Source organism: Deltaproteobacteria bacterium (assembly GCA_016875225.1).
Classification (GTDB): domain Bacteria; phylum Myxococcota_A; class UBA9160; order SZUA-336; family SZUA-336; genus VGRW01.
Genome location: VGRW01000031.1, coordinates 14,335 through 36,761, shown reverse-complemented (window position 1 = coordinate 36,761; position 22,427 = coordinate 14,335). Strand labels below are relative to the sequence as shown.

The 22,427-nt window shown below is 70.5% G+C and carries 18 protein-coding genes and 1 pseudogene; 9 read left to right on the top strand and 10 right to left on the bottom strand.

All coding sequences use genetic code 11. The features are described 5' to 3' along the window. The coding region (locus FJ108_09700; GenBank protein ID MBM4336174.1) for a Cys/Met metabolism pyridoxal-phosphate-dependent enzyme at positions 1–319 on the bottom strand (319 nt) is incomplete at its 3' end. Between the two features lie 32 nt (positions 320–351). Beyond that, positions 352–981, bottom strand: coding sequence for a gamma carbonic anhydrase family protein (locus FJ108_09695; GenBank protein MBM4336173.1), 630 nt, complete (start codon positions 979–981; stop codon positions 352–354). Between FJ108_09695 and FJ108_09690 the strand changes: the two genes are divergently transcribed. Further along, complete coding sequence (locus tag FJ108_09690; protein ID MBM4336172.1) at positions 980–2,008, top strand: aspartate-semialdehyde dehydrogenase; 1,029 nt, start codon at positions 980–982, stop codon at positions 2,006–2,008. The two genes, FJ108_09695 and FJ108_09690, sit on opposite strands and share 2 nt — an antisense overlap. A gap of 13 nt (positions 2,009–2,021) precedes the next feature. Beyond that, positions 2,022–3,962, top strand: coding sequence for an acetoacetate--CoA ligase (locus FJ108_09685; GenBank protein ID MBM4336171.1), 1,941 nt, complete (start codon positions 2,022–2,024; stop codon positions 3,960–3,962). Between the two features lie 22 nt (positions 3,963–3,984). Here FJ108_09685 and FJ108_09680 read toward each other — a convergent pair whose 3' ends face one another. After that, positions 3,985–4,839 (bottom strand): sulfurtransferase, encoded by an 855-nt coding sequence (locus tag FJ108_09680; GenBank protein ID MBM4336170.1) that lies wholly within the window; start codon positions 4,837–4,839, stop codon positions 3,985–3,987. Positions 4,840–4,902: 63 nt separating this feature from the next. Between FJ108_09680 and FJ108_09675 the strand changes: the two are divergent. The 3 genes and pseudogenes from FJ108_09675 to FJ108_09665 all read left to right on the top strand — a co-directional run bounded on the left by FJ108_09675 (position 4,903) and on the right by FJ108_09665 (position 8,521). Then, positions 4,903–6,195: pseudogene (locus tag FJ108_09675) on the top strand (methylmalonyl-CoA carboxyltransferase). A 5-nt stretch (positions 6,196–6,200) separates the two neighbouring features. After that, entirely contained in the window at positions 6,201–7,037 is an 837-nt protein-coding gene (locus FJ108_09670) for an enoyl-CoA hydratase (protein MBM4336169.1), read from the top strand. A gap of 29 nt (positions 7,038–7,066) precedes the next feature. Beyond that, positions 7,067–8,521 carry an exosortase/archaeosortase family protein gene (locus tag FJ108_09665; GenBank protein MBM4336168.1) on the top strand — a complete coding sequence of 485 codons (1,455 nt, stop codon included), beginning with the start codon at positions 7,067–7,069 and terminating at the stop codon, positions 8,519–8,521. 13 nt (positions 8,522–8,534) lie between these two features. Here FJ108_09665 and FJ108_09660 read toward each other — a convergent pair whose 3' ends face one another. Further along, a complete protein-coding gene (locus FJ108_09660) occupies positions 8,535–9,380 on the bottom strand; it encodes a GNAT family N-acetyltransferase (GenBank protein ID MBM4336167.1) in 846 nt (281 codons plus the stop codon). 26 nt (positions 9,381–9,406) lie between these two features. Between FJ108_09660 and FJ108_09655 the strand changes: the two genes are divergently transcribed. Beyond that, positions 9,407–11,368 (top strand): ABC transporter ATP-binding protein, encoded by a 1,962-nt coding sequence (locus tag FJ108_09655; protein ID MBM4336166.1) that lies wholly within the window; start codon positions 9,407–9,409, stop codon positions 11,366–11,368. Continuing rightward, positions 11,365–13,347 (top strand): ABC transporter ATP-binding protein, encoded by a 1,983-nt coding sequence (locus FJ108_09650; GenBank protein MBM4336165.1) that lies wholly within the window; start codon positions 11,365–11,367, stop codon positions 13,345–13,347. The genes FJ108_09655 and FJ108_09650 overlap by 4 nt, the downstream gene beginning before the upstream one ends. Here FJ108_09650 and FJ108_09645 read toward each other — a convergent pair. After that, positions 13,332–14,651: a hypothetical protein gene (locus FJ108_09645; GenBank protein ID MBM4336164.1), complete on the bottom strand. Its 1,320-nt coding sequence runs from the start codon at positions 14,649–14,651 to the stop codon at positions 13,332–13,334. The two genes, FJ108_09650 and FJ108_09645, sit on opposite strands and share 16 nt — an antisense overlap. Next, entirely contained in the window at positions 14,425–15,720 is a 1,296-nt protein-coding gene (locus FJ108_09640; protein ID MBM4336163.1) for a bifunctional folylpolyglutamate synthase/dihydrofolate synthase, read from the bottom strand. Before FJ108_09640 ends, FJ108_09645 begins: the two co-directional genes overlap by 227 nt. 21 nt (positions 15,721–15,741) lie before the next feature. Between FJ108_09640 and FJ108_09635 the strand changes: the two genes are divergently transcribed. Continuing rightward, positions 15,742–16,881 (top strand): hypothetical protein, encoded by a 1,140-nt coding sequence (locus FJ108_09635; protein ID MBM4336162.1) that lies wholly within the window; start codon positions 15,742–15,744, stop codon positions 16,879–16,881. Positions 16,882–16,892: 11 nt separating this feature from the next. Here FJ108_09635 and FJ108_09630 read toward each other — a convergent pair whose 3' ends face one another. The 3 genes from FJ108_09630 to FJ108_09620 all read right to left on the bottom strand — a co-directional run bounded on the left by FJ108_09630 (position 16,893) and on the right by FJ108_09620 (position 19,560). After that, the gene (locus FJ108_09630) at positions 16,893–17,213 is read right to left on the bottom strand and encodes a hypothetical protein (protein ID MBM4336161.1); all 321 of its coding nucleotides are present in this window, start codon (positions 17,211–17,213) and stop codon (positions 16,893–16,895) included. A 13-nt stretch (positions 17,214–17,226) separates the two neighbouring features. Continuing rightward, a complete protein-coding gene (locus tag FJ108_09625; GenBank protein ID MBM4336160.1) occupies positions 17,227–17,982 on the bottom strand; it encodes an NRDE family protein in 756 nt (251 codons plus the stop codon). 153 nt (positions 17,983–18,135) lie between these two features. Beyond that, positions 18,136–19,560 (bottom strand): hypothetical protein, encoded by a 1,425-nt coding sequence (locus FJ108_09620; protein ID MBM4336159.1) that lies wholly within the window; start codon positions 19,558–19,560, stop codon positions 18,136–18,138. 220 nt (positions 19,561–19,780) lie between these two features. Between FJ108_09620 and FJ108_09615 the strand changes: the two genes are divergently transcribed. Next, positions 19,781–21,094 carry a hypothetical protein gene (locus FJ108_09615; protein ID MBM4336158.1) on the top strand — a complete coding sequence of 438 codons (1,314 nt, stop codon included), beginning with the start codon at positions 19,781–19,783 and terminating at the stop codon, positions 21,092–21,094. 21 nt (positions 21,095–21,115) lie between these two features. On the opposite strand, the gene FJ108_09610 is transcribed toward FJ108_09615, so the two are convergent. Beyond that, complete coding sequence (locus tag FJ108_09610; GenBank protein MBM4336157.1) at positions 21,116–22,420, bottom strand: VWA domain-containing protein; 1,305 nt, start codon at positions 22,418–22,420, stop codon at positions 21,116–21,118. Between the last annotated feature and the right edge of the window lie 7 nt (positions 22,421–22,427).

The following is a 22,427-nucleotide window of genomic DNA, read 5'->3' as shown; positions in this document are numbered from 1 at the left end:
TCGGGTTCTGCAGCGGGTCGAGCAGCTTCGCCAGCTGGAAGCAGAGGAAGCGTTTCGCGTTGAAGAACGCGATCCGGTCGCTCCGGTCGAGTCCGGCGAGCCTGCGCACGGTCTCGTCCCAGAGCCCGTGCATGGCCTGGTTCGCGCGGTAGACGTGGCCGGCGACCGCGGCGAGCTCGCGCCCGAGCGGGCTCGCAGGGTCGAGCGAGAAGTGGCGCAGCTGCTCGTCGACGAGCCCCTCGACGCTGGTCGCGCGCGTGGTCTTGCGCAGCGGGCTGAGCTCGCGCGCGTGGTCCGCTCCGGAATCGCCTGCGCTCATCACGTCCCCCCGAGGCTCAGTCTAGCGTGGCTCTACGACGGGGAACGCGCGAGATCCAGGTCCGACGCGACCTCCGCGCGCTTGGCCTCGAGCCAGGCGCGGTACCCGGGGCCGTCCCAGGCGCGCTGCTCGCCGCGCAGGTAGAAGCTCGCGTTGCGCTGGTAGTGCCAGGCGTTCAGCCGGTTCTCGCGCGACGAGTCGCGCTCCGCGATCACCCTGGCGGGCACGCCGACCAGGACCACGCCCGGGGGAAAGACCTTCCCCTCGGGCACGAGCGCCCCGCCGCCCACGATCGATCCCTTCCCGATCACCGCGCCATCCATGATCGTCGCGCCGATCCCGATCAGGCAGTGGTCGCCAATCGTCGCGCCGTGGATCGTGGCGCGGTGGGTGATCGAGCAGAACTCGCCGATCGTGGTGGCGTCGTCGTAGCCCACGTGGATCATCGCGAAGTCCTGGACGTTGCTGAAGCGTCCGATGCACACCTGCTGCGCTTCGGCCCGGATCACCGCGTAGGGCCAGAGCGACGCGTGCTCCGCGATCGACACGCGGCCGTAGATCTGCACGCCCGGGGCGCGGAACACGCTCTCGTGGATCGACTGCATGCCCGGGTTTCTAGCCTTGGCGCGAAGCGGCGGCCAGCGATACGATGGCGGGCCCATGTCGAAATCCAGTGGTTCGAATCGGAAGGTCGCGATCGTCGGCGCGACCGGCGCGGTCGGCGAAGTGCTGCTGCGCGTGCTCGAGTCGCGGAACTTCCCGGTCGCCGAGCTGCGGCCGCTCGCCAGCGAGCGCTCGGTCGGCACGACGGTCGAGTTCCGGGGCAAGAAGCTGCCGGTCGGACTCGCGGAGCCCGACGCCTTCGAGGGCATGGATTTCGTGTTCTTCGCCGCCACCGGCGAGCTGTCGAAGACGCTCGGCCCCGAGGTCGGCAAGCGCGGCGGGATCGCGATCGACAAGTCGGGCACCTGGCGGATGCACCCGGAAGTGCCGCTCGTGGTGCCCGAGGTGAACGGCGCGGCGGTCGAGAAGCACAAGGGGCTGCTCGCGAGCCCGAACTGCACCACGATGCCGTTCGTGATGGCGCTCGAGCCGCTGCGCCGGCTCGCGAAGCTTCGCCGCGCGGTGGTGACGACCTTCCAGGCGGTCACCGGCGCGGGTTCGCCCGGGCTCGACGAGCTCGAGGCGCAGCAGCGCGCGGTGCAGGACGGCAAGCCGCTGCCGAAGCCCGAGAAGTTCGCCCGACAGATCGCGAACAACGTCGTGCCGCTGTGCGAGACCTTCCGCGACGACGCCTACTCGACCGAGGAGGTGAAGCTCCTGTACGAGACGCGCAAGATCCTCGACGACGCCGAGTTCGAGGTGGCGATGACCTGCGTGCGCGTGCCGGTCCCGGTCGGCCACTCGATGTCGGTGCTGCTCGAGACGGAGCGGCCGATCTCGCCCGACGAAGCGCGGCGCGCGCTCGCGGCGTTCCCCGGCGTGGTCGTGATGGACGACCCGTCGAAGAACGTGTTCCCGACGCCGGCCGACGCGGCCGGCCGGGACGAGGTCTTCGTCGGTCGGATCCGGCGCGACCTGACCAGCGACCGCCTCTGGCTGTGGGCCGTCGGCGACAACCTGCGCAAGGGCGCGGCGACCAACGCGGTGCAGATCGCCGAGGAGCTGATGCGCCGGGGCCTTCGCTGAGCGAGCGCTGCGGGTGAGCTCCGCCCCGCTCTGGACGCCCTCGCCCGAGCGCGTCGAGCGCTCGGCCATGCGCGCGTTCCAGCGCGGCATCGAGGCGCGAACCGGCCGCCGCTTCGCGAGCTACACGGAGCTGTGGCGCTGGTCGGTGGACGAGCGGGCGGAGTTCTGGCGCGCGGCGTGGGACTTCTGCGAGCTGATCGGCGACCCCGGGCCCGCGCCGTTCCTGGTCGACGACCGGATGCCGGGCGCGCGCTTCTTCCCGGGCGCGAGGCTCAGCTACGCGGAGAACCTGCTGCGCCGCACCGACCCGGCGACCGCGCTGATCTTTCGCGGCGAGGACGGCTCGCGGCGCGAGCTCTCCTTCGCGGAGCTCCGCGCGCAGGTCGGGTCGCTCGCGGCCGAGCTGCGGAGGCTCGGCATCTCCGCCGGCGACCGCGTCGCCGCGATCCTGCCCAACGGCCCCGAGGCGATCGTCGCCATGCTCGCCGCGACGTCGCTCGGCGCGATCTGGTCCTCGTGCTCCCCCGACTTCGGCGTCCGGGGCGTGCTCGACCGGTTCGGGCAGATCGAGCCGAAGCTGCTGTTCGCGTGCGACGGCTACCGCTACGCCGGCAAGACCTTCGACCTCTCCGAGCGCGTCGCCGAGATCCGCGCGGCCCTGCCGTCGCTGTCGCGGCTGGTGACGGTGGATTTCGTCGGCGCGCGCGCGCTCCCGGGCGCGCTCGACTTCGGCGAGCTCGCTCGCTCGCGCCCGGGCGAGCCCGAGTTCGCGCGCCTGCCCTTCGACCACCCGCTCTTCATCCTCTATTCGTCCGGGACGACGGGCGCGCCGAAGTGCATCGTGCACGGCGCGGGAGCGGTGCTGGCCAAGATCGCGGTCGAGCAGCGGCTCCACACCGATCTGCGACGCGGCGACCGGCTGTTCTACTTCACCACCTGCGGCTGGATGATGTGGAACTGGCTCGCGACCGGGCTCGCCGCCGGCGCGACGCTCGTGCTCTACGACGGCTCGCCCTTCCACCCCGACGAGCGCGTGCTCTTCGACCTGGTCGACGCGGAGCGGGTGACGGTGTTCGGAACCTCGGCGAAGTACCTGGACGCGGTTCGCAAGTCCGGGCTCGAGCCGCGCGCGACGCACGACCTGTCCTCGGTCGAGACGATCCTCTCGACCGGCTCGGTGCTCGCGCCCGAGAGCTTCGACTTCGTCTACCGCGGCATCAAGCCCGACGTGCTGCTCTCGTCGATCTCGGGCGGCACCGACATCGCCGGCTGCTTCGTCGCGGGCAGCCCGACGCTTCCGGTGCGCCGCGGCGAGGCGCAGTGTCTGGCGCTCGGCATGGCGGTCGACGTCTTCGACGACGCGGGCCGGGCGCTCGCGCCCGGCGAGAAGGGCGAGCTGGTCTGCACGCGCGCGTTCCCCTCGATGCCGGTCGGCTTCTGGAACGACCCGGACGGCGCGCGCTACCGCGCCTCGTACTTCGAGCGCTTTCCCGGCGTCTGGCACCACGGCGACTGGGTCGAGCTGACACCGAACGGCGGCATGACGCTGTACGGGCGCTCGGACGCGGTGCTGAATCCCGGCGGCGTGCGCATCGGCACGGCCGAGATCTACCGGCCCGTCGAGCAGCTGGACGAGATCGCCGAGGCGCTCGCGATCGGACAGGACTGGGCCGGCGACGTCCGCGTCGTGCTCTTCGTGCGCCCGCGCGATGGCGTCGCGCTCGACGCACCGCTAGAGGCGAAGATCCGCGCCGCGATCCGCGCGCACGCCACTCCCCGCCACGTTCCCGCGCGGATCGTCGCGGTGAGCGACATCCCGCGCACGAAGAGCGGCAAGATCGTCGAGCTCGCCGTGCGCGACGTCGTCCACGGCCGCGCGCCCAAGAACCTGGAGACGCTGGCCAACCCCGAGGCGCTCGCGCAGTTCACCAACCGCCCCGAGCTCGCGAGCTAGCCAGGAGCCCGACGCTCCGGCCTCAGTCGCCGGTCTGCATCGGAAGTCCCGGATCGCGCGACCACTCGTCGAGCGATCCGTCGTAGACGGCCACGTTCGGGTGACCCGCGCGGACCAGCGCGAGCGCGGCCATCGTGGCCGCGATCCCGCCGCCGCAGTACGCGATCGCGCGGGCGCGCTCCAGCGCACCCGCGTCGCGAAGGCGCGCTCGCAGCTCCTCGCGCGACCGGAAGCAGCCGGTCTGCGGCTCGAGCAGGCTCTCGAACGGGACGTTCACGCTTCCCGCGATGTGCCCCGGGCGCGCGTAGCCCAGGCCCGCCTCGCCGCGGTGCACGGCGCTCGGCAGCGCGTCGATCGTGCAAGTTCCAGCGTCCCCGATCGCCGCGCGCACCTCCTCCTTCGCGGCCCAGAGATCCTCGCGCGGCTCGGCGCGGAATTGTGCGGGCGCGTAGCGGCAGGCCGCGCCATCGACCGGCCGCCCTTCCTCGACCCAGCGCGCGAAGCCGCCGTCGAGCACCGCGACGGCCGCGTGGCCCGCGGCGCGCAGCAGCCAGAAGACGCGCGTGGCCCACATCGGGCTCGAGGCGCTGTAGACGACCACGCGGCTCTCGCTACCGATCCCGGCGCGCGAGAACGCGTTGGCGAGGCGCGTCGCGCTCGGCCGCGTGAAGCGGAGCGGGCTCGCCGGATCGGACAGGTCCGAGAGCAGGTCCAGGAACCCCGCGCCCGGCACGTGCCGCAGGAGATACTCCTCGCGACCGCTCGAGACCCGGAGGGCGCCGGCCTCGGGCACGAAGCGCACGGTCGCATCGAAGATGCGCAAGTCCGCATCGCGAAGGTGATCTTCGAGCCACTGCGTGCTCACGAGCTGGTCCATTTGCCCTCCCTTGCCGGGGGGACTCTACGCCCGCGGGCTCGGCCCCGCTGCTATGCTGGCCGCGTGAGCTGGAAGCCCGAGGTCGAAGAGCTGCGCCGCCGCGAGGCGCCTGCGGCGCAGATGGGCGGCGCGGAGCGCGTCGCGCGCCAGCACGAGGCCGGGCGGCTCACGGTGCGGGAGCGGATCGCGCGGATCGCGCGGATCGACGGTCGCCGCGTCGTGGTCGGCGGCGACGACTTCACCGTGCGCGGCGGGGCAGCCGACGCAGCGGTCGGATACGAAGCCGGCTACTCCGAGCGCACGGCGCCGGGGCTGCGGCTGCCGATCGTGAGGCTCGTCGAGGGCACGGGCGGCGGCGGCAGCGTGAAGTCGCTCGAGACGAGGCGCCGCACCTACGTGCCCGCGAACCCCGCGATGGAGATCATGACCGAGCTGCTCTCGACCGTGCCCGCCGTCGCGGCGGCGCTCGGCCCGGTGGCGGGGCTCGGAGCGGCGCGCGCGGTCTTCTCGCATTTCTCGGTGACGGTGAAGGGCAGCTCGCAGCTCTTCGTCGCGGGCCCGCCGATCGTGCGGCGCGGGATCGGACAGGACGTCGACAAGGAGACGCTCGGCGGCTCGGCGATCCACACGCGCCAGAGCGGCGCGGTCGACAACGAGGTCGGAAGCGAGGACGAGGCGTTCGCGCAGGTCCGCCGCTCCCTGTCCCATCTGCCGGCGTCCGTTCACGAGCTGCCGCCAGTCGAGAAGTGCGACGATCCGCCCGATCGGCGCGAGGAGGCGCTGCTGCAGATCGTGCCGCGCAGCCGCAGAGAGCCGCACGATCTGCGGCGGAATCCTGGCGCTGGTTCTCGACCGCGAGAGCTTCTTCGAGGTTGCGCCGCGCTTCGGACGCTCGCCCGTCACGGGCCTTGCGCGCCTGGCCGGGCGGCCGGTCCGCGCGATGGGCAACGACCCGCGCTGGCTCGGCGGAGCAATCGACGGTGCGGCCTCGGACAAGATGGTCCGCTTCGTCGACCTGTGCGACCCGTTCCACCTGCCGGTGGTGAACTTCGTCGACAACCCGGGATTCCTGATCGGCGTCGCGGGCGAGACTGGGCGTCGCTTCCGATCGAGGGCGCAGTCGAGGCCGCTTACAAGCGCGATCTCGAGGCCGCGGCCGATCCGGACGCCCTGCGCCGCGAGCTCGAGGAGAAGCTCTCCGCGACGCGCTCGCCGCTTCGCACCGCGGAGATCTTCGGCGTCGAGGAGATCATCGACCCGCGTGACACGCGGCCCCTGCTCTGTGACTGGGTGGAGACGGCGTATCGTCCGCCGCCCGAAGAGATCGGTAGAAAAGCCCGCGGAATGCGGCCCTGACGAGAATGGAGACGGACGTGTACGAGCAGATCCTGTACTCGGTCGAAGACCCGGTTGCGACCATCACCCTGAATCGACCCGAGCGGCTGAACGCCTGGACCGACCGGATGGGCGACGAGCTGCGCCATGCGATCGCTCGCGCGGAGTCGGACAAGAGCGTGGTCGGGATCGTGCTCACCGGCGCCGGGCGCGGCTTCTGCGCGGGTGCGGATCTGAAGGGCCTGCAGGCGCTGAGCAGCGGCGAGCGGATGGGCGCCGGTGGCGCGTCGGCGCTGGCGGCAGATCCCGGTGACCCGGCGATGGGTGAGTCGTTCCGCAAGCACTACTCGTACCTGATGTCGGTGCGCAAGCCGATCATCGCTGCGATCAACGGGCCGTGCGCGGGAATGGCGATGCCGATCGCGCTGTTCTGCGATCTGCGCTTCGCTGCGGAGAGCGCGACCTTCACCACCGCGTTCGTGCGCCGCGGGCTGATCGCGGAGTGGGGCCTCGCCTGGACGCTTCCGCGCCTGGTCGGATCCGCGCACGCGCTCGATCTGTTGCTCTCGGGCCGCAAGATCGACGCGCGCGAGGCGGAGCGCATCGGGCTCGTGAACCGGGTGCTTCCGGACGAGAAGCTGCTGGCGCAGAGCGTCGACTACGTGCGCGAGCTCGCGGCGAGCTCGTCGCCAGCGTCGATGATGGTCATGAAGCGGCAGGTCTATCAACAGCTGACGCGCGAGCTCGGCCCGTCCTGCGACGAGGCGGTGAGCCTGATGGTCGAGAGCTTCTCGCGGCCCGACTTCAAGGAGGGTGTGCAGTCCTTCCTGGAGCGACGCCCGCCGAAGTTCCCGCGCGTCTAGATCAGGCGAACGATTCGAGAGGAGTGCGCATGCTTCGCTGGATCTGGCTCGCGCCGTTCGCCCTCGCCTTCGCGCCCACGGGCGCGTGGCTCGTCGACCGCGGCACGTCTTCGGCGTTCAGCGAGGTTCACACGGTGTTCATGCCGTTCGTGCTCGCGTATCTGGTGCGCGAGCAGCTGAAGCTCGATCCGGATCCGTCTCCGCGCGCCTCGGCGCTCGGCTTTCTGTTCATCGTGCCGGCGCTATTGCTTCTGGCGTTCGACGCCGCGATCAAGACGCAGATGCTCTCGGTCGTCGCGTTCGTGCTCGCGCTGCCGGGGCTCTCGCTGTTGCTTCTGGGCGCGCGCCGGACCAGGGACCTCGCGTTTCCACTCGCGGGAGCGGTCTTCATCGTCCCGATCCCGACGGGAATGCTGACGCCGATCTACTCCGTGCTCCGGCCGATCGCGGCCGTCGGCACGAGCTGGCTCGTTCCCCTGCTCGGCACGCCGATCGCGCGCGTCGGCACCACGCTCTCGGTTCCGGGTCTGACCGTGCAGGTCGCCGACAACTGCTCCGGCTGGGCGACGATCCAGGCGGCGCTCATCACGGCGCTGGTGCTCGCGCACTTCTCGCGCTCGCGCGGGCGCCGACTCGCGCTCCTGCTCGGCGCGATCCCGCTCGCCCTCGGCGTGAACGTGCTCCGGGTGACGGCGCTCGTGCTGCTCTCGATGACCTACGGCGCCGACATCCTCGACACCGATCTGCACCCCGCGTCGGGAATCGTCCTCTTCGCGGTGGTGATCGCGGCGCTGCTCGCCATCGCGGGACGCGACGCCATGCGGCCGACGATCGCGTCGGGCCAGCGCGTCCAGATCTCGGATCGCTTCTCGGTCGCCCTGACGGTCCTGGCCGCGATCGCGCTCGTGCCCGTGACCCTGCACGCGAACGCCCTGCTTCGCGGCGACGACTGCGCCAACCCCGCCGCGCTCGTCCCCGTCGAAGCCGCGGTCGATCCCGAACGCGCGAAGCTCATGAAGGTCCAGTATGACGCCGTGCAGTTCCGCGAGGGCGTCGTGCCCGGAACCAGCGACGCGCCCGCGCTGCGGTTCGCCGTCGTCCGAAGCTACGAGCCGCGGCTGCTCTATTACCGCGGCACGCGCCGCCTGTGGCAGGAGATCGCTCCCGGAGGCGACACGATCGAATGGCTGGAATCGGACGACGGCCGCCTGCCGATCGTGCGCTCGCGTCTGGAGAGCGATCGCTCCGGAGTGGCGAGCGCCGTGATCGCGTCGCTTCTGGTCTACGAGGGCCGGCCGGTCGAATCCGGCTGGAGGGCGCAGCTGCGCGCCGCCCCAGGGCAGATGTTCACGGGCGGCCGGCCGATGACGATGTTCGCCGTGCGCGCGAACGTCGGCCCCGGACAGAGCGAGGCGGCCGAGCGGCGCGTTCGCGACTTCCTGCTCGACTCCTGGCGGAACTACCGCGCGGTGTGCCAGCGCTGAGCGGCCGCGTGTCTCAGGGACGCAGCGGCTCGAACAGATAGCTGCGGTTGAAGAACTCGACCCGGAAGCCCACCTGCTCGTAGACGCGGAGGGCGGCCGCGTTGTCTTCGTCGCAGTACAGTGTCACGAGCTCGTGGCGCTCGAGGAGCTTGGCGCAGATCGCGCGAACACCGGATTTCGCGATTCCGCGCCCGCGCAAGTCGGCGGGGACGAACACCCCGCCGAGCTGCACAGCCCGCGGGGTCGCGGCGCCGACGTGGACCTGGAAGACGATACGGCCGCGCTCGCGCAAGACCCACCAGCGACCGTCGCGCAGGTCCTGTGCGTGGCGCTGCCGGAATGCGGATTCGTCGGCGGCCTCGCGATCCTCGCCCAGATCCTCGCGGTGCTGCTCGGCGCTGTTCGCCGTGAGCTCGGCGAGGTCGGACTCCCGCGCGGTCTCGACGCGGCCACGCCCGCCGGCCGGGCCGGGCGCGCGCAGATCGCGACTCCCGAGCGCCAACACCGCCTCGCGTCGGGACCAGCGAAGCTTCGCGGCAGAGCGCTCGTACTCGCGAAAGAACGGCACGGTCACGTCCTCGCTGCCGACGAGGTGTCGCGGCTGGAGCGGCGCGCACGAGATCGCCTCGGCGAGCGGAGCGAAGGCGTTCGCATCGCGCACCTCGAGGGCGGTGCCACCAAGCGGGCCGACCATCGCGATCGCCTCGAGGCGGCGCGCCGGAGACCAACCGACGAATCCCGGCACGCGGCCGAGCACGCCGGAGGCGACGACGTACTCGAGAAACAGGTTCTGCAGCGGCCGGGCACGCAGAAGCTCCAGCGCATCTGCCATGTCGGCCGAGGTCAAAGGGCGAATCATCGCCGTAAGGGTACCATCGGCCGGTGATGAGCTCGAACGGAGCCGCGAGACCTGAGCCCGTCGACCTCGACCTTTGGGGCCAGCTCCGCGTGGTGCGGCGCTGTCTGCCGCTGCTGCGAGGAGTTCGCCGACACCTGGCGGTGTTGCTGATCGGAATGGCGGTGCTGGCGGCGCTCGGCTTCTCGAGCTTTCTGATCTTCGCACCTGCACTCTGGGGCGGCGCGCTGCAGGGCAAGCCGATCTCGGAGCTCGCCGCGTTCGCGGTGGGTCTTCCAGTCGATGGCTTCACACGCGTGGAGGCGCTCGCGCCGGAGCTTCGACGCGTGCTCGCGGAACGCCTGACCTGGCTGCTCGCGGGCCTCGCGCTCGGGATCGCGGCCGGGATCATGGCGGCGAGCTACTACGGGATCTGGATCCTGCAGAAGGTGAATCAGGGGCTGCGGCTCCGGCTCGTCGATCGGCTGCAGGTGCTCTCGCTCCGCTTCCACGACCAGAGTCGGGTCGGCGACGCGATCTACCGCACCTACCAGGACAGCGCGATGGTCACGCAGGTCGTCCAGTCCTACGTGATCGCGCCGATCGCCTCGCTCACGCAGGCAATCACGCTGACACTCGTGGCCGCATGCTTCGCGCCGGGCCTCGCGCTCTTGCTGCTCGCCACCTGGCCGCCGCTTCTCGCGCTCGGACTCTTCTTCTCCCGGCGCCTGCGCGCCGATTTCCGCGTCGCGCGCGAGACGAACAGCGCGCTCACCTCGCGCATCCAGGAGAGCTTGAGCGCCGTGCGCGTGATCAAGGCGTACGGGCTCGAGGGATTCGAGCAGGAGCGCTTCGAGGCAGCTTCGCGCCAGGCATTCGCGGGCGCGCGTGCCGCGCGCGGCCGGCTCGCGACGTTCGGCGTCGCGGTATTCTGGGTGGTCGGATCCGCGATCCTCGCCGCGAGCGTCCTGGCGACGCTCGCCACCCGCGAAGCCGCACCGCTCTGGATCGCGTCGCTCGTCACGCGAAGCGGCTTCGCGACGCTCGAGACCTGGCTGGCCAGCGCCGGCATCGGCGTCTGGACGCTCGGGATCTACAACGCGTGGAAGGGGCTGTTCGCCTCGGGCGCGGGGAGCGTCGTCGGGATCTTCCGCACCTGGGGACGCGCGCAGGACATCGCCGTCGGGCTCGATCGCGTCTTCGAGCTGCTCGACCTCGAGCCCGAGGTGAAGGACGCACCCGACGCGATCGCGCTGGCTCCACTTCGGGAGCGGATCGCGTTCCGCGACGTGAGCTTCGCGTACCGCGCGGACCGCCCGGCCCTCGAAGGAGTCAGCTTCTCCGCGCCAGTCGGCGCGATCACCGCGCTGGTCGGACCGACCGGATCGGGGAAGAGCACGGCCATGGCGCTGCTGCTTCGCCTCTTCGATCCGGACGCGGGGCGGATCGAGATCGATGGCGTGGATCTGCGCCGGCTGCGCATTGCGAATCTGCGCCGCAACATCGCGATCGCGCTTCAGGAGAACGTTCTCTTCGCCGCGAGCGTCCGCGAGAACATCCGCTACGCGGCGCCCGACGCCGACGACGCGGAGATCCGAGAGGCCGCGCGCGTCGCCTGCGCGGACGACTTCATCGCCGCGCTCCCGAACGGCTACGACACCCTGCTCGGCGAGCGGGGAGCGAAGCTCTCCACCGGACAGCGCCAGCGGATCAATCTCGCGCGTGCGGTCCTGAAGAACGCGCCGATCCTGATCCTCGACGAGCCGACGGCTTCGCTCGACGCGGAGACCGAGCATCGCCTGGTGCGAAATCTCGCGGAGTGGGGAAAGGGTCGCTGCGTCTTCCTGGTCACGCACCGGCTCTCGACCGTCCGGCTCGCGAATCAGATCGTCCATCTCGAGCGCGGCCGGGTCGCGGAGTCGGGCACGCACGAGGAACTGATCGCGAGGCCGAACGGCGCGTACCGCGCGCTCGTCGAAAGCGAACTCATCGACGCTCGGGTCGCGCCGTGAACGCGGCGCCGTCGGGCGAGGGGCGATCGTCGCGCGAGACGCTCGAGATCTTCGCGCGCGCGCTGCGCTACGCGGCGCCGATGCGGGGCAGATTCGCCGCGAAGCTCGCGCTCACGGCCGTGTCGCTGCTGCCGATGCTCGTGCTCCCGGTGCCGATCAAGCTGCTGATCGACCACGTGATCGGAGATCTTTCGCTCGCGGAGCGGATCCAGTCCTATCCGCTGCTGGTGCGCCCGCTCGTGCGCGTTCTCGAGGGCGCGTCGGCCACGGAGATCCTGATCTGGACCATCGCCGCGCAGGCGCTCCTGCTGCTCGCGATCGGACAGATCGGCTCGGACGGCGGAGAGCGCGATCGCACCGAGGCATGGCTCTCGTCGGGCGTCGACGCCGCGACCGCGACCGAGAACGCAGCGAATGCGGGCTTCAGCTTCGCCGGCGGCCTGTTCGGGCTCTTCGACTTCCGCTGGACGCTGCGCCTCACGCAGGACCTCAATCATCACTACCGATCCCGGCTCTTCGAGCGCATCCAGAGCCTGCCGCTGCACCTCTTCGACGACGCGCGAATCGGCGACGCGGTCTACCGGCTGATGTACGACACGCCCTCGATCACGCAGACCTGCTACCGGATCCTGCTCGTGCCGACGCTGGTGCCGCTGGCGATCGCGGCCTACGCGTTCACGATCTGGGACAGCTTCGGGCAGGCGCGCCTCGCGCTGGCGGCCGTCGCGTTCGCGCCGATCGCGTTCATCGCGACCTGGCCGTTCGCGAGCCTGCTGCGCCGCCAGGGCGCGCGAAGCCGTGAGGCTGGCTCGGTCACCACCGCATCGCTCGAGGAGGGCGTCGCCAACATCCTCGCGGTGCAGACGCAGGGCGGCGAGGCGCGCGAACGCGAGCGCTTCGACCGGGACAGCACCCGCTCGTTCGCGCGACACCGCGGCATGATCGGCCTGGCGATGCTCGCGATCCTGGCCGCGTCCGTGCCGGGGATCGCGCTGCTGCGCTGGGCGTTCCTGGAGACGATCGATCTGGTCGTCTCCGGCGCGATCAGCCTGGGCGACTTCTCGGTGCTGTTCACCTACTTCGTGCAGATCGGCGTCTTCGCGGTGATGCTCGGCTCGCTCTGGTTCGCGCTCCAGACCGCAGCACCCGGGCTCGAGCGCGTCTTCTACCTGATGGACCTGGAGCCCGAGCGCGACCCGCCCGGCGCGGCCGACCTGCCGCGGGCGCGGCGGAGCCTGCGCTTCGAGTCGGTCGACTTCTCCTGGCCCGACGGCACGTCCGCGCTTCGCGGCATCTCCTTCGAAGCGCGGCTCGGCGAGATCACCGCGCTCGTCGGTCCGGCGGGCGCGGGCAAGACCACTGCGATCTACCACGTGCCGCGCTTCCTGCGACCCGCGCACGGGCGCGTTCTGATCGACGGGATCGATCTTTCGGACGTGACGCGGAGCTCGCTTCGCGACCAGATCGCGTTCGTCTTCCAGGAGACCGCGCTCTTCGACGGCACGATCGAGCAGAACCTCCGCCTCGCGAATCCAAACGCGTCGGAGTCCGAGCTGCGCCGCGCGCTCCGGATCGCCGGTGCGGACGAGTTCATCCTGCGCCTGCCCGAGGGTCTCGCGACCCGGCTCGGGCGCGCTGGCGCAGGGCTCTCGGTCGGACAGAGGCAGCGGCTCGCGATCGCGCGCGCGCTGCTTCGCGACGCGCCGATCCTGATCCTGGACGAGCCGACCTCCGCGCTCGACCCCGACACCGAACGGCGTCTGGTCGCCGCGCTCGAGGAGGCCGCGCGGGATCGGATCGTGCTCGTCGTGGCGCACCGGCTCTCGACGGTGCGGGCGAGCCACCAGATCCTGTTCCTGTCGCGCGGCGAGGTCGTCGAGCGCGGCCGGCACGACGAGCTGATCGCGATCCCCGGTGGCGCGTACCGCCGCTACGCCGAGCTGCAGTCGGCGGCTCTGCCGGATCAGCCCTTCGAGTAGTGCGAGCGGCGCTTCACGGCGAGCGCGCGTTCCAGGTAGAAGATCTCGACGCGCTTCTCTTCCGCGCCGCCGCGTTCGAACTTGTGGCCGCGCAGGATCACGTCGAGTCGGCCGAGATCGGGGCGCCCCTCGAGGTCTCGCTTGCCGACGATCTCGGTCGACGCGAAGACCGTGTCTCCCGAGAAGATCGGCGCGGTGTGGCGGCCGGTCCGGTAGACCACGTCGCCGAGGCTGTTGTCGGAGATGTCGGGGCTGGACAGCCCCAGGCAGAGCGCGAACGGGATCCCGCCGTAGACGACCAGCTTCCCGCCCAGGTATCGGCTCGGGTCGCGGTCGATCATGGTCTGGTTGCAGTGCACCTGTGAGGTGTTGTCGAGCATTCCCGTCAGGAAGATGTGCTCGTCGGTCATCACGCGTCCACGCGAGTGCTCGATCGTGTCGCCGGGAACGAAGTCCTCGAAGTAGGTATCCGCGTTCGACAGGTGGGCGAGCTCCGAATGGCCGCCGTTCGGGTCGTACGCGGGCAGCTCGAGCTCCACGTCGACGTGCGCGGCCTCGACCTCGCCCTCGTCGAGCGCAGCGCCCGGATCGTGCCGGAACACCTGCACCTTGCGTTGGTAGGCGAGCACGATCTCGCCGGTCTGCTTGCGCGCGACGCTCTGCACGTGGACGACTCCGAGCTCGGGGCGGCTCGCGGAGCTCTTCACGCCGAGCACGGTCGTCTCGGTCTCGATCGTGTCCCCGGCGTAGACGGCAGAGCCGAAGCGCATGTCGATGTACTCGAGGTTCGCGCGCGCATTCTCCGAGACGTCCTCGACGGTCTGGCTGAACGCGACCGCCATCACCAGGCCCGGCGGGATCGGCAGCGACGGATAGCCGTAGGCGCGCGCGTAGCGCAGGTTCTTGTGCAGCGGATTGGCCGTGAACGAGAAATCCGTGAAGTGCGCGGCAAGACCCTCGGTCAGCGTGCGACCGCCTTTGTGACGGAAGACCTGCCCGAGACGGAAGTCCTCGAGGAAATTGCCGGTTTTCTTGCGGATCAGTGCCAAGGGGGGTCCTCCTGCGCGGGGCCGGAGTCTAGTCGCGGGCGCGTTCGGCCAGCAAGTCCGGCCGGAGCGCGCCGGCGAGGAAGATCGACCCCGCGATCGCGATCGCCTCCCCGAAGGCACGACGCTCGCGCGCGAGCGCGAGCGCGCGCCGCGGATCCGGCTCGACCATGACGTCGGGAACGCCGACCGCCCAGGCCAGCGCCGCCAGCTCCTCCGGGTCGATCGAGCGCTGCGGCTCGGCCGACGTCGCGACACAGAAACTTGTCACATCGGCGAGCTCCGCGACGATTCCCGCGGCGTCCTTGTCCTTCGAGACGCAGAGCACGAGCGCGAAGCGCCGGCCCGGCCAGAGGGTCTCGAGCGTCTGCCGCAGCGCGCGCGCCGAATCCGGCGTGTGCGCGCTGTCGAGGAGCACGTCGCCGAAGCGCTCCAGGCGCGCGGGCAGCTCGAGCGATGCGAGCCGCGCGAGCTCGTCGCGCTCGAGCGCGCGGCCGAGCATGAGCTCCGCTCCGCGAATTCCGAGCGCGAGGTTCACGGCCTGATGGGAGCCCAGCACGCCGCTCTCCACCACGCGCCCGTCCTCCAGGCAGAAGCGCAGACCCTCCGCCGAGCTCTTCACGTCCAGCGCCGCGACAGCTTCGAGCGGCGCTCCCACCGCGATGCTCTGCGCCGCGATCGCGCCCCACGCCTCGGGATCGAGCTCTCCGTGCAGCGATGGCACGCCCGTTCGGAAGATTCCCGCCTTCTCGCGCGCGATCGCCTCGAGCGTGTCTCCGAGCTTGTCGGTGTGCTCGAGCTGGATCGTCGTCACGATCGAGACACTCGATTCGATGGCGTTGGTGGAGTCGAGTCGACCCCCCAGCCCGACCTCGATCGCGGCGAAGTCCACGGCGGCTTCGCGGAAGAGAGCGAGCGCGAGCGCCGTCGACACGTCGAAGAAGCTCGGGCAGAGTTCGGGATCCTGGCGCAGCCGCTCGATCTCCGGCTGCATGGCCCGGAGCGCCGCGACCAGCTCGGCCTCGCCTACGGGCGCGCCGTCGATGCGGAAGCGCTCGCGCCAGCTGACCAGATGCGGCGAGGTGTAGGCGCCGACGCTCTTTCCCGCAGCGCGAAGCAGGTGCTCGGCGGCGAGCGTCACCGTGCCCTTTCCCTTCGAGCCTGCGACGTGCAGACAGCGAAGACCGCGCTCCGGGTTTCCGATCGCCGCCAGCAGCGCGCGGATCGGCGCGAGCCCGAGTCGCTCGTAGTCGTACTGAGTCTTCTTCTCGCGGTTGATCAGTCCGTCGAGATAGCGCTCCGCGTCGCGCAGCGTCTGGAGCTCCATCTTTGCTAGCCTGACTCCGTGATGCCGCGCGCCGCTACGAGCATCCGCTGGTGGGTGTACGCTCCGGCGACCCCGAAGCTCGAAGCCCTGATGGCGGATCCCGAAGCCGTTCTCGCGGGCCCGGGAATTCTTGCCCGCGAGCTGACGGGCCGCAAACGCTTCTTTCGCGTCGACGCACCGGGCGCCGAGCCCGCTCTGTACGTGAAGGTGTTCGCGCTCCCGCGAGGAGCCAAGCGACTGCGCTACTTCCTGCTGCGCTCGAAGGCGCGCCGCGAGCACGCGATCGCGGCGCAGATCGAGCGCCTGGGCTTCGAGGTCGCCGGACCGGCCGCGGTCGGGGAAAAACGCCGGATGGGCGTGCTCGAGCGCAGCTACTCGGTGGTCCGCGAGATCGACGCGCGCGACCTCGTGCAACTGCTGCGCTCGGGTGGGCTCGGCGTCGCCGAGCGGCGCAGCCTGCTCGAGCGCTTCGGCGCGCTTGCGCGAAGGCTGCACGACGCGGGTGTCGACCAGGAGGACTTCGCGCCGAACAACTTCCTGATGCGACCCGACGGAGCCCTCGTGATGATCGACTTCGAGCGCTGCGACGTGCGCCGCAGGGCGCTGGGCGCCGCGCGCTGGACGCAGCTCGCGAAGCTGCACCGCCGCGGGCTGGGCGTCTCGCGGAGCGATCGCCTGCGCCTGCTTCGCGCGTACCTGGGAGGCGCAGCCGGGCGCGAGCAGCGGCGCGAGGCGTGGCAGCGCATCTGGCCCGAGTTCCGGCGCATCCGCCGGCACGACGCCCGCCACGCGGAGGCGTCGGCGTTTCGCGAGGGGCGCAACATCGCCGTCGAGGGCGACGGCTGGGTCATGCGCGCGCGCGCGGGAGCGAAGACGATCGCGCTCGAGCTGTCACCCGAAGCCGCGCGAAGCTGCTGGCTGCGAGCGCTGCAGCTGGAACGACTCGGTCTTCCGGCGCTGCGGGCGGTTCGCCTCGCGGGCGGCCGCGTCGAGCTTCTCGACCCCGGCGCAGCAACTCCGCGCTCGCCCGCCGATCAGCTGGTCGCCCGCTCGCTCGCCGCGCTCGCGCCCTGGGGGCACTTCAGCGCGCCGCCTCAGTGGCTATTCACCGAGCACGGCGCGCTGCTTCGCAACCCCCAGGCCTTCGAGCTGGACCCCTGACGCCGCTGGCGTCACTGAGCCATGTAGCGGTTCGAGGCCCGGTACTTGGAGACGGCCTCGTCGTTGCTCGCGATCGCCGGATAGAAGTAGCGGACGGCGTGCCCGCAGGTGCGGCAGATCTTGTAGCAGAACTTGAAACCGTCGATCTCCCGGGTGTTGCCGACCAGCTCGCGGTTCTCGTCCGTGCAGCACTCCCCCGGCAGCGGAGGCGAGATGATCCGGCGCGGATAGTCGTTGTCCGGCTTCTCACTGGTCGAATAGCGGATGATGCTGCGCAGGTTCCGGTGCGGCTTCTGGTCGGCCGGCCTCAGGTTGCTTCCGATTCGCTTCATGTCTCTCTTGTCCTCACGTGACGGCCCGCGGGAGATCCTCCAGCAGGCGGCTGAAATCGTGGTACCGGGTCTGGCAGGGAGCCCCGTCGGCGTAGCGCCAGGTTCGATGCCGCGGACCGACCGCGAGCACGGTCGAGGAGCGCGTGCCGTATTCCGCTGTATGGACGCAGGGATTCTCGAGTGGATTCGAGTCGTGCGGATGCGCGCCGAGCAGGCGGGCCAGAGCGCAGACCAGCTTCTCCAGATCCGAGGTCGGGTCGAGAGCTTCGAGCATGCTCTCGATCCGGCGAACCTTGCCGGAGTCCGGGTCGTCCGGGTCGCGATTGCAGACGACGTGGATCCCGGGCGACAGCGACCGGGTCTCGAGGCGGTCGCCCTGCAGGCGGGCGAACCAGGTCTCGCGGCCGTCCGCCGCCAGCAGGTTGAAGGGCGTCGTCCGCTGCTCGCAGGCACGTTCGATCGCCGTCGCCGCTTCCGCGGCCGAGCGCTGCCCGAGCGCGTCCGTCACCAGGAGCCCGCGCGAGCGCGCAGCGGGGTCCCGAACCGCCACCGGGCGATTGGTGAGTCCGACGAAGAGGCCGTTCGAGTTCAATCCCATCCACGTTCCGCCCGCCGCGAGATCCTGCGGCGCGACGAAGGCAAGCGTTCCGTTCCCTGGAGCGAAGTGGCCCGGTGGCGCGGCGGGCCTCGAGAAGAATTCGTCCCGATTGGCCGCGACGACGACCGGAAACTCAGGTACGACGCGGTCCAACAGGATCAGCGTGCACATGGATCCACGCCTTCGGCCGAGGCCTCGCGGCGCATCGGAACCGCTTCGAAACGGGAATTCCGCGGATCCTCCGCGGTGTTGCGGGCCCAACGTATCATCTGGGGCGCGACCGCTCAAGCCACGGACAGCTCGATTCCGCGCGGAGGTGTCGGCCTAGGCCGGGGTGCTGTTCGAAACCACGCGCAGGTTTGGCGCGCCCGGGCGGGCCGCCGACCCGGCGCTGGCAGGCCGGGCGGAGTCCGAGGGCGGGCGGAACTCGAGGCCATAGCGCGCGAAGATCGGCTGGAGCACGTCGGCGGAGTCGAGCAGGGTCTTGCGCACGGACTCGAGGCCGTGCTTGACCGCATCCGCCCGGCGCCAGAACTCGAGCGGGTTCAGGTCGAAGAACTTCTCGTCGGTCTCGCGCGCCTCGATCACCACGATGTCGCCGCGAAACTGCTCGTCGTGCATGTAGGGGCGCAGGCCCATCGCCAGCCGGGTGTGGAGCATCGTGCGCAGGACCTGATTGATCACGGTCTGCAGCCCGCGGTCGGCGAGAAACCGGCTCCCGACCCGGCCGCTCGCGTGCGGGTTGTTCAGGAAGGGCCGGAACGGGTTGTAGCAGATGATCAGGTCCGCCCCCTGCTCCACCGCGACGTCGATGTTCGCGGTCCGCCGCACGCCTCCGTCGACGTAGTCCACGCCGTTGAAACGCGCCGGCTTGAAGAACCCCGGAAGCGCGCTCGACGCCTGCACCCCCTCCGAGATCGTGAGCCCGTGGTCGTTCTCGGGACCGAAGACCACGCGCTCCGCGTTGTCGAGGTTCGTCGCGGTGATGTAGAGCTTGCGGCCGGTCTCCCGGTAGAAGTCGGCGAAGTAGTTCGGCACGCCGACCTTGGCCATGTTGGTCGCCAGCCAGCGCTCGAGCGGCGCGTTGTCGAACGCGCCGGACGGCAACAGGGCGCCTAGCGGAGGAAACTGCCGTTTGGGCGAGATCTCCTCGTAGACCTCCATCAGGAACGCTTCCAGGTGGGTGTAGGTCGGCTCTTCGAGCAGCCGGCGCAGGTACGGCCCGAGGCGCTCCGGCAGATCGGGCAGCACGGAGAGCAGATCGAGCAGCAGCCCGGGCAGGTAGCCCGCCAGCCGGGCGCCGAAGACGGTCGCACGACCGATGACCTCACCGATGTTCGGGCTGTAGAAGTCGATCGGCCGCAGCTGGTCGATCCGCCGCGAGGTGCCCTCGAGCGCCTCGATCATCTCGTCGGGGGTGATCCCGGCGGCCAGGGAGGTCGCGAGGAAGGCGCCCGCGGAGAGCCCGATGTAGGTGTCGAGCTCGTTGACCTTGCGCCCGACCAGGAACTCGTCGAGCGCCTTCAGCCCTCCGACCTTGAAAGCGCCGCCCGAGACCGCCCCGCCCGCGAGAACGAGCGCGATCTTCGGGTTCTTGGGGGGGCGAAGACCGGAGCTGCGCTGGATCAGGGTCAGGCCCACCCGCGGCCCCCACGGTCCCGAACCCCGCCCGAAGCGTCGGCACCCTCCATTCCGGGGAGATCGGCCCTCCAGAACGGGAACTCGAGCCGCACCGGATCGAGGTAACACGCAGACATGCGACTGCGCCGGACTTTACGCAGCGCGTCACCCTTGTCAACCGAGCCTGCGGCGCTCTCAAGCGCGCAAGTCCTGCCGCCGATTCCGGGACGAAGGCGCAGGGTTCGAAGCGGCCCGTCGGCGGGAGGCGAGGTCGGAGTAGAATCCGTTATCGTCGCCTTGCGACGCAGGGTCAGGCCGGGGGACCGTCCGGTCCCCGAGAAGAGCAGAGATGAAACGCAGCCGAGATCGAAATGCCGCAAGCGTGCTGCTCGTCGCGGTGCTGTGTCTCTCGCTCGCTTGCGCCACGTCGACCCCTCCGGCGCCGGAGCCAGCGTCGGAGCCCGCCGCGAGCACGAGCGAGAGCGATGCGAGCGCCCCGGCCGAAGAGGCCAAGAAGCCGCCCAAGGCGGTGGCCCAGAGGCGGCGGCAGAACGGCATCGCCCGCCGCGCGGAGGCCGGACTCGAGTCGATGATCATCGGCACCTTGATCGGCGCGCAGGTCGGCGCCGGCGTCGGCGCCCTGCTGGGCGCCGCGACCTTCGGGCTCTACGGGGTCATCACCGGAGACGTGCCCTTCGAGTCAGGTCGACGCTCGGCGCCATCGGAGCCGCGCGACCGCGACGCGGACGACAAGATGGAGAGCGAAGTCGAGGAGGAGCTCGAGAAGCAGAAGGATCTCGAGGCCGAGATCGAGGCCGAGCTGAAGCGCCAGGAAGAGCTGCTGGCGGCGATCAACAAACAGGAAGAGCTGAACACCGCGCTCGAGGACGAGGCGCGCGATTGCGCCGGAGCCGTGAATCCCAGCGACCCGACCGCCGCTCCCACGCGACCTTGTCAGCGAGACATCCCCGATTCGATCTTCGAGACCAAGACCGAGAAGACCGGCAAGCAGGAGCGCATCGTGAAGACGCTCGACGCCGACCGCGACGGGCGCTCGGAGATCGAGATCGTGATCGATCCGAAGTCCGGCCAGACCGTCTCCCGCTCCGAGGACACCGACTACGACGGCACGCTCGACGCCGTGAACGCGTACCTGCCCGACGGACGCCTCGCCTCGCGCGAGGAGGACACCAACCAGGACGGCAAGCCCGACCGCTGGATCCTCTACGAGGGCGGCGACAGCGCGTCGCGCGTCGAGGTGGACCGGAACTTCGACGGCAGTCGCGACGGCTTCTACCAGTACCAGGCGGGCATTCTGGTGTACGAAGAGCACGACACGAACGGCGACGCCAAGGTGGACCGGCGGGTCGAGTACGTCTCGGGCGCGCGGAACGTCGAGATCGAGGACGCGAACCTCGATGGCGTGATGGACGCGCGCACCTACTTCGACGCGAGCGGCGTGCCGACCCGAATCGAACGCGACAAGAACCAGGACGGCAAGACGGACGTCTGGGAGTTCTTCGAGGGCAGCGACCCGGCGAAGGTCGTGATCGTGCGCCGGGAAGAGGACAAGAACGGCGACGGATCGGTGGACGTCACGTCCTTCTACGAGAACGGCAAGCTGATCCGCAAAGAGGTCTCCGACCCGTCCGTGCTGAACTGAGCGGGCTGAACCGAGCCCGGGTCAGGGCGCGGGCTTCGGCGCGTCCTCGGGCTTCTCGATCCCGATCTCGAGCACGCGCTCGCGCTCCTGCTTGCGGAACGCGTTCTGACGCTCGCGTTCGAGTCGGAGCTGGATTTCGCGGTTCCGCTGCCGGATGCGATCCCGCTCGGCCGTGAGCTCCAGATCGCTCATGCCCTGCTGCGCGAAGGTGAGGTCGAACTCCTTCGATCCGCGACTTCCGTCGGAAGCGAGCGCCGAGACGCGGATCCGGTTCAGGCCGGGTCGCACCGGCACGAAGCCCTGGAACGAGCCGTCGGGCGAGAGCAGCACGTCGTTCGGTCCGGCCCATTCCATCAGCGTCAGGTTCACCGCGACCACGTCCTCGATGTTCGCGAACGAGACTCCCGAGATCATCGCGACGATGTCGCCGGGTCGACGCACCGGTGTGTAGAGGCCACCCGTCGCTTTCGCCATCTCCGTCGCCGCGACCGGATAGTCGATCGCGGAAGGGCCGAGCCCGTACACGTTCAACATCACGCCCGCGACCCGGCACAGCTGCGCGGCGTCGATCGCCGCCAGCATGTCTTCCTTGTCCTCGACGTTCGCCTGCCCGAAGGGCAGCGACGGCTTTCCGTCCGTCAGGAACAGGATCACCTTCTTCGCGTGCGCGCGCGGACGCGACACCGAGCCCGGGAGCCCCGCCAGCTCGCGGAGCGCGAGCTTCACGCCCGCCTGCATGTTCGTGCCGCCGTTCGGCCCGCGGAGCAGCGTCGCTTCGAGCGAGCGCTTGACCGCGGCGTAGTCGGGCGTCAGCGCCTGCTCGAGCAGGGCGTCGTCGCCGCGACCGAGCCGCCGCTGCGTCACCGGATCGACCTCACCCGAGAACGAGACGACACCGACGTGAACGCGCGAGGGATCGAGCCCGTCGAGCAGGGCCTTCGAGGCCGAGACCTCGGCCGCGAGCACCGAGTCGTCCGGGTCGGTGTTGGGCGTGTCGGGCTGCGAGGAGATTGGAGAGCGCTGCGTCTCGCCGAGCACGCCGTCGCCGTCCACGTCGATCCCGCTCGGGTAGGCGGTCGATCCCGAGACGTCGAGCACGATGACCACGTCGAAGCTCGTCGGCCGCTCGCCCGCGATCGCGAGCCCCGCGAGCGGCGCCATGTCGGTCTTGTTGCGGATCGTCTCGCCGGGAAGCGGCGAGCGGATCTCGATCTGGACGGCATTGGCGTCCTGCGCGTTCGCGCGCGGGGCGTACGCCAGGCCCGCTGCGAAGAGCGCGAGACCGACCGATAGGGCCGCGAGCGGCCTCTGCGCGCGACTCCGCAAAGTGTCG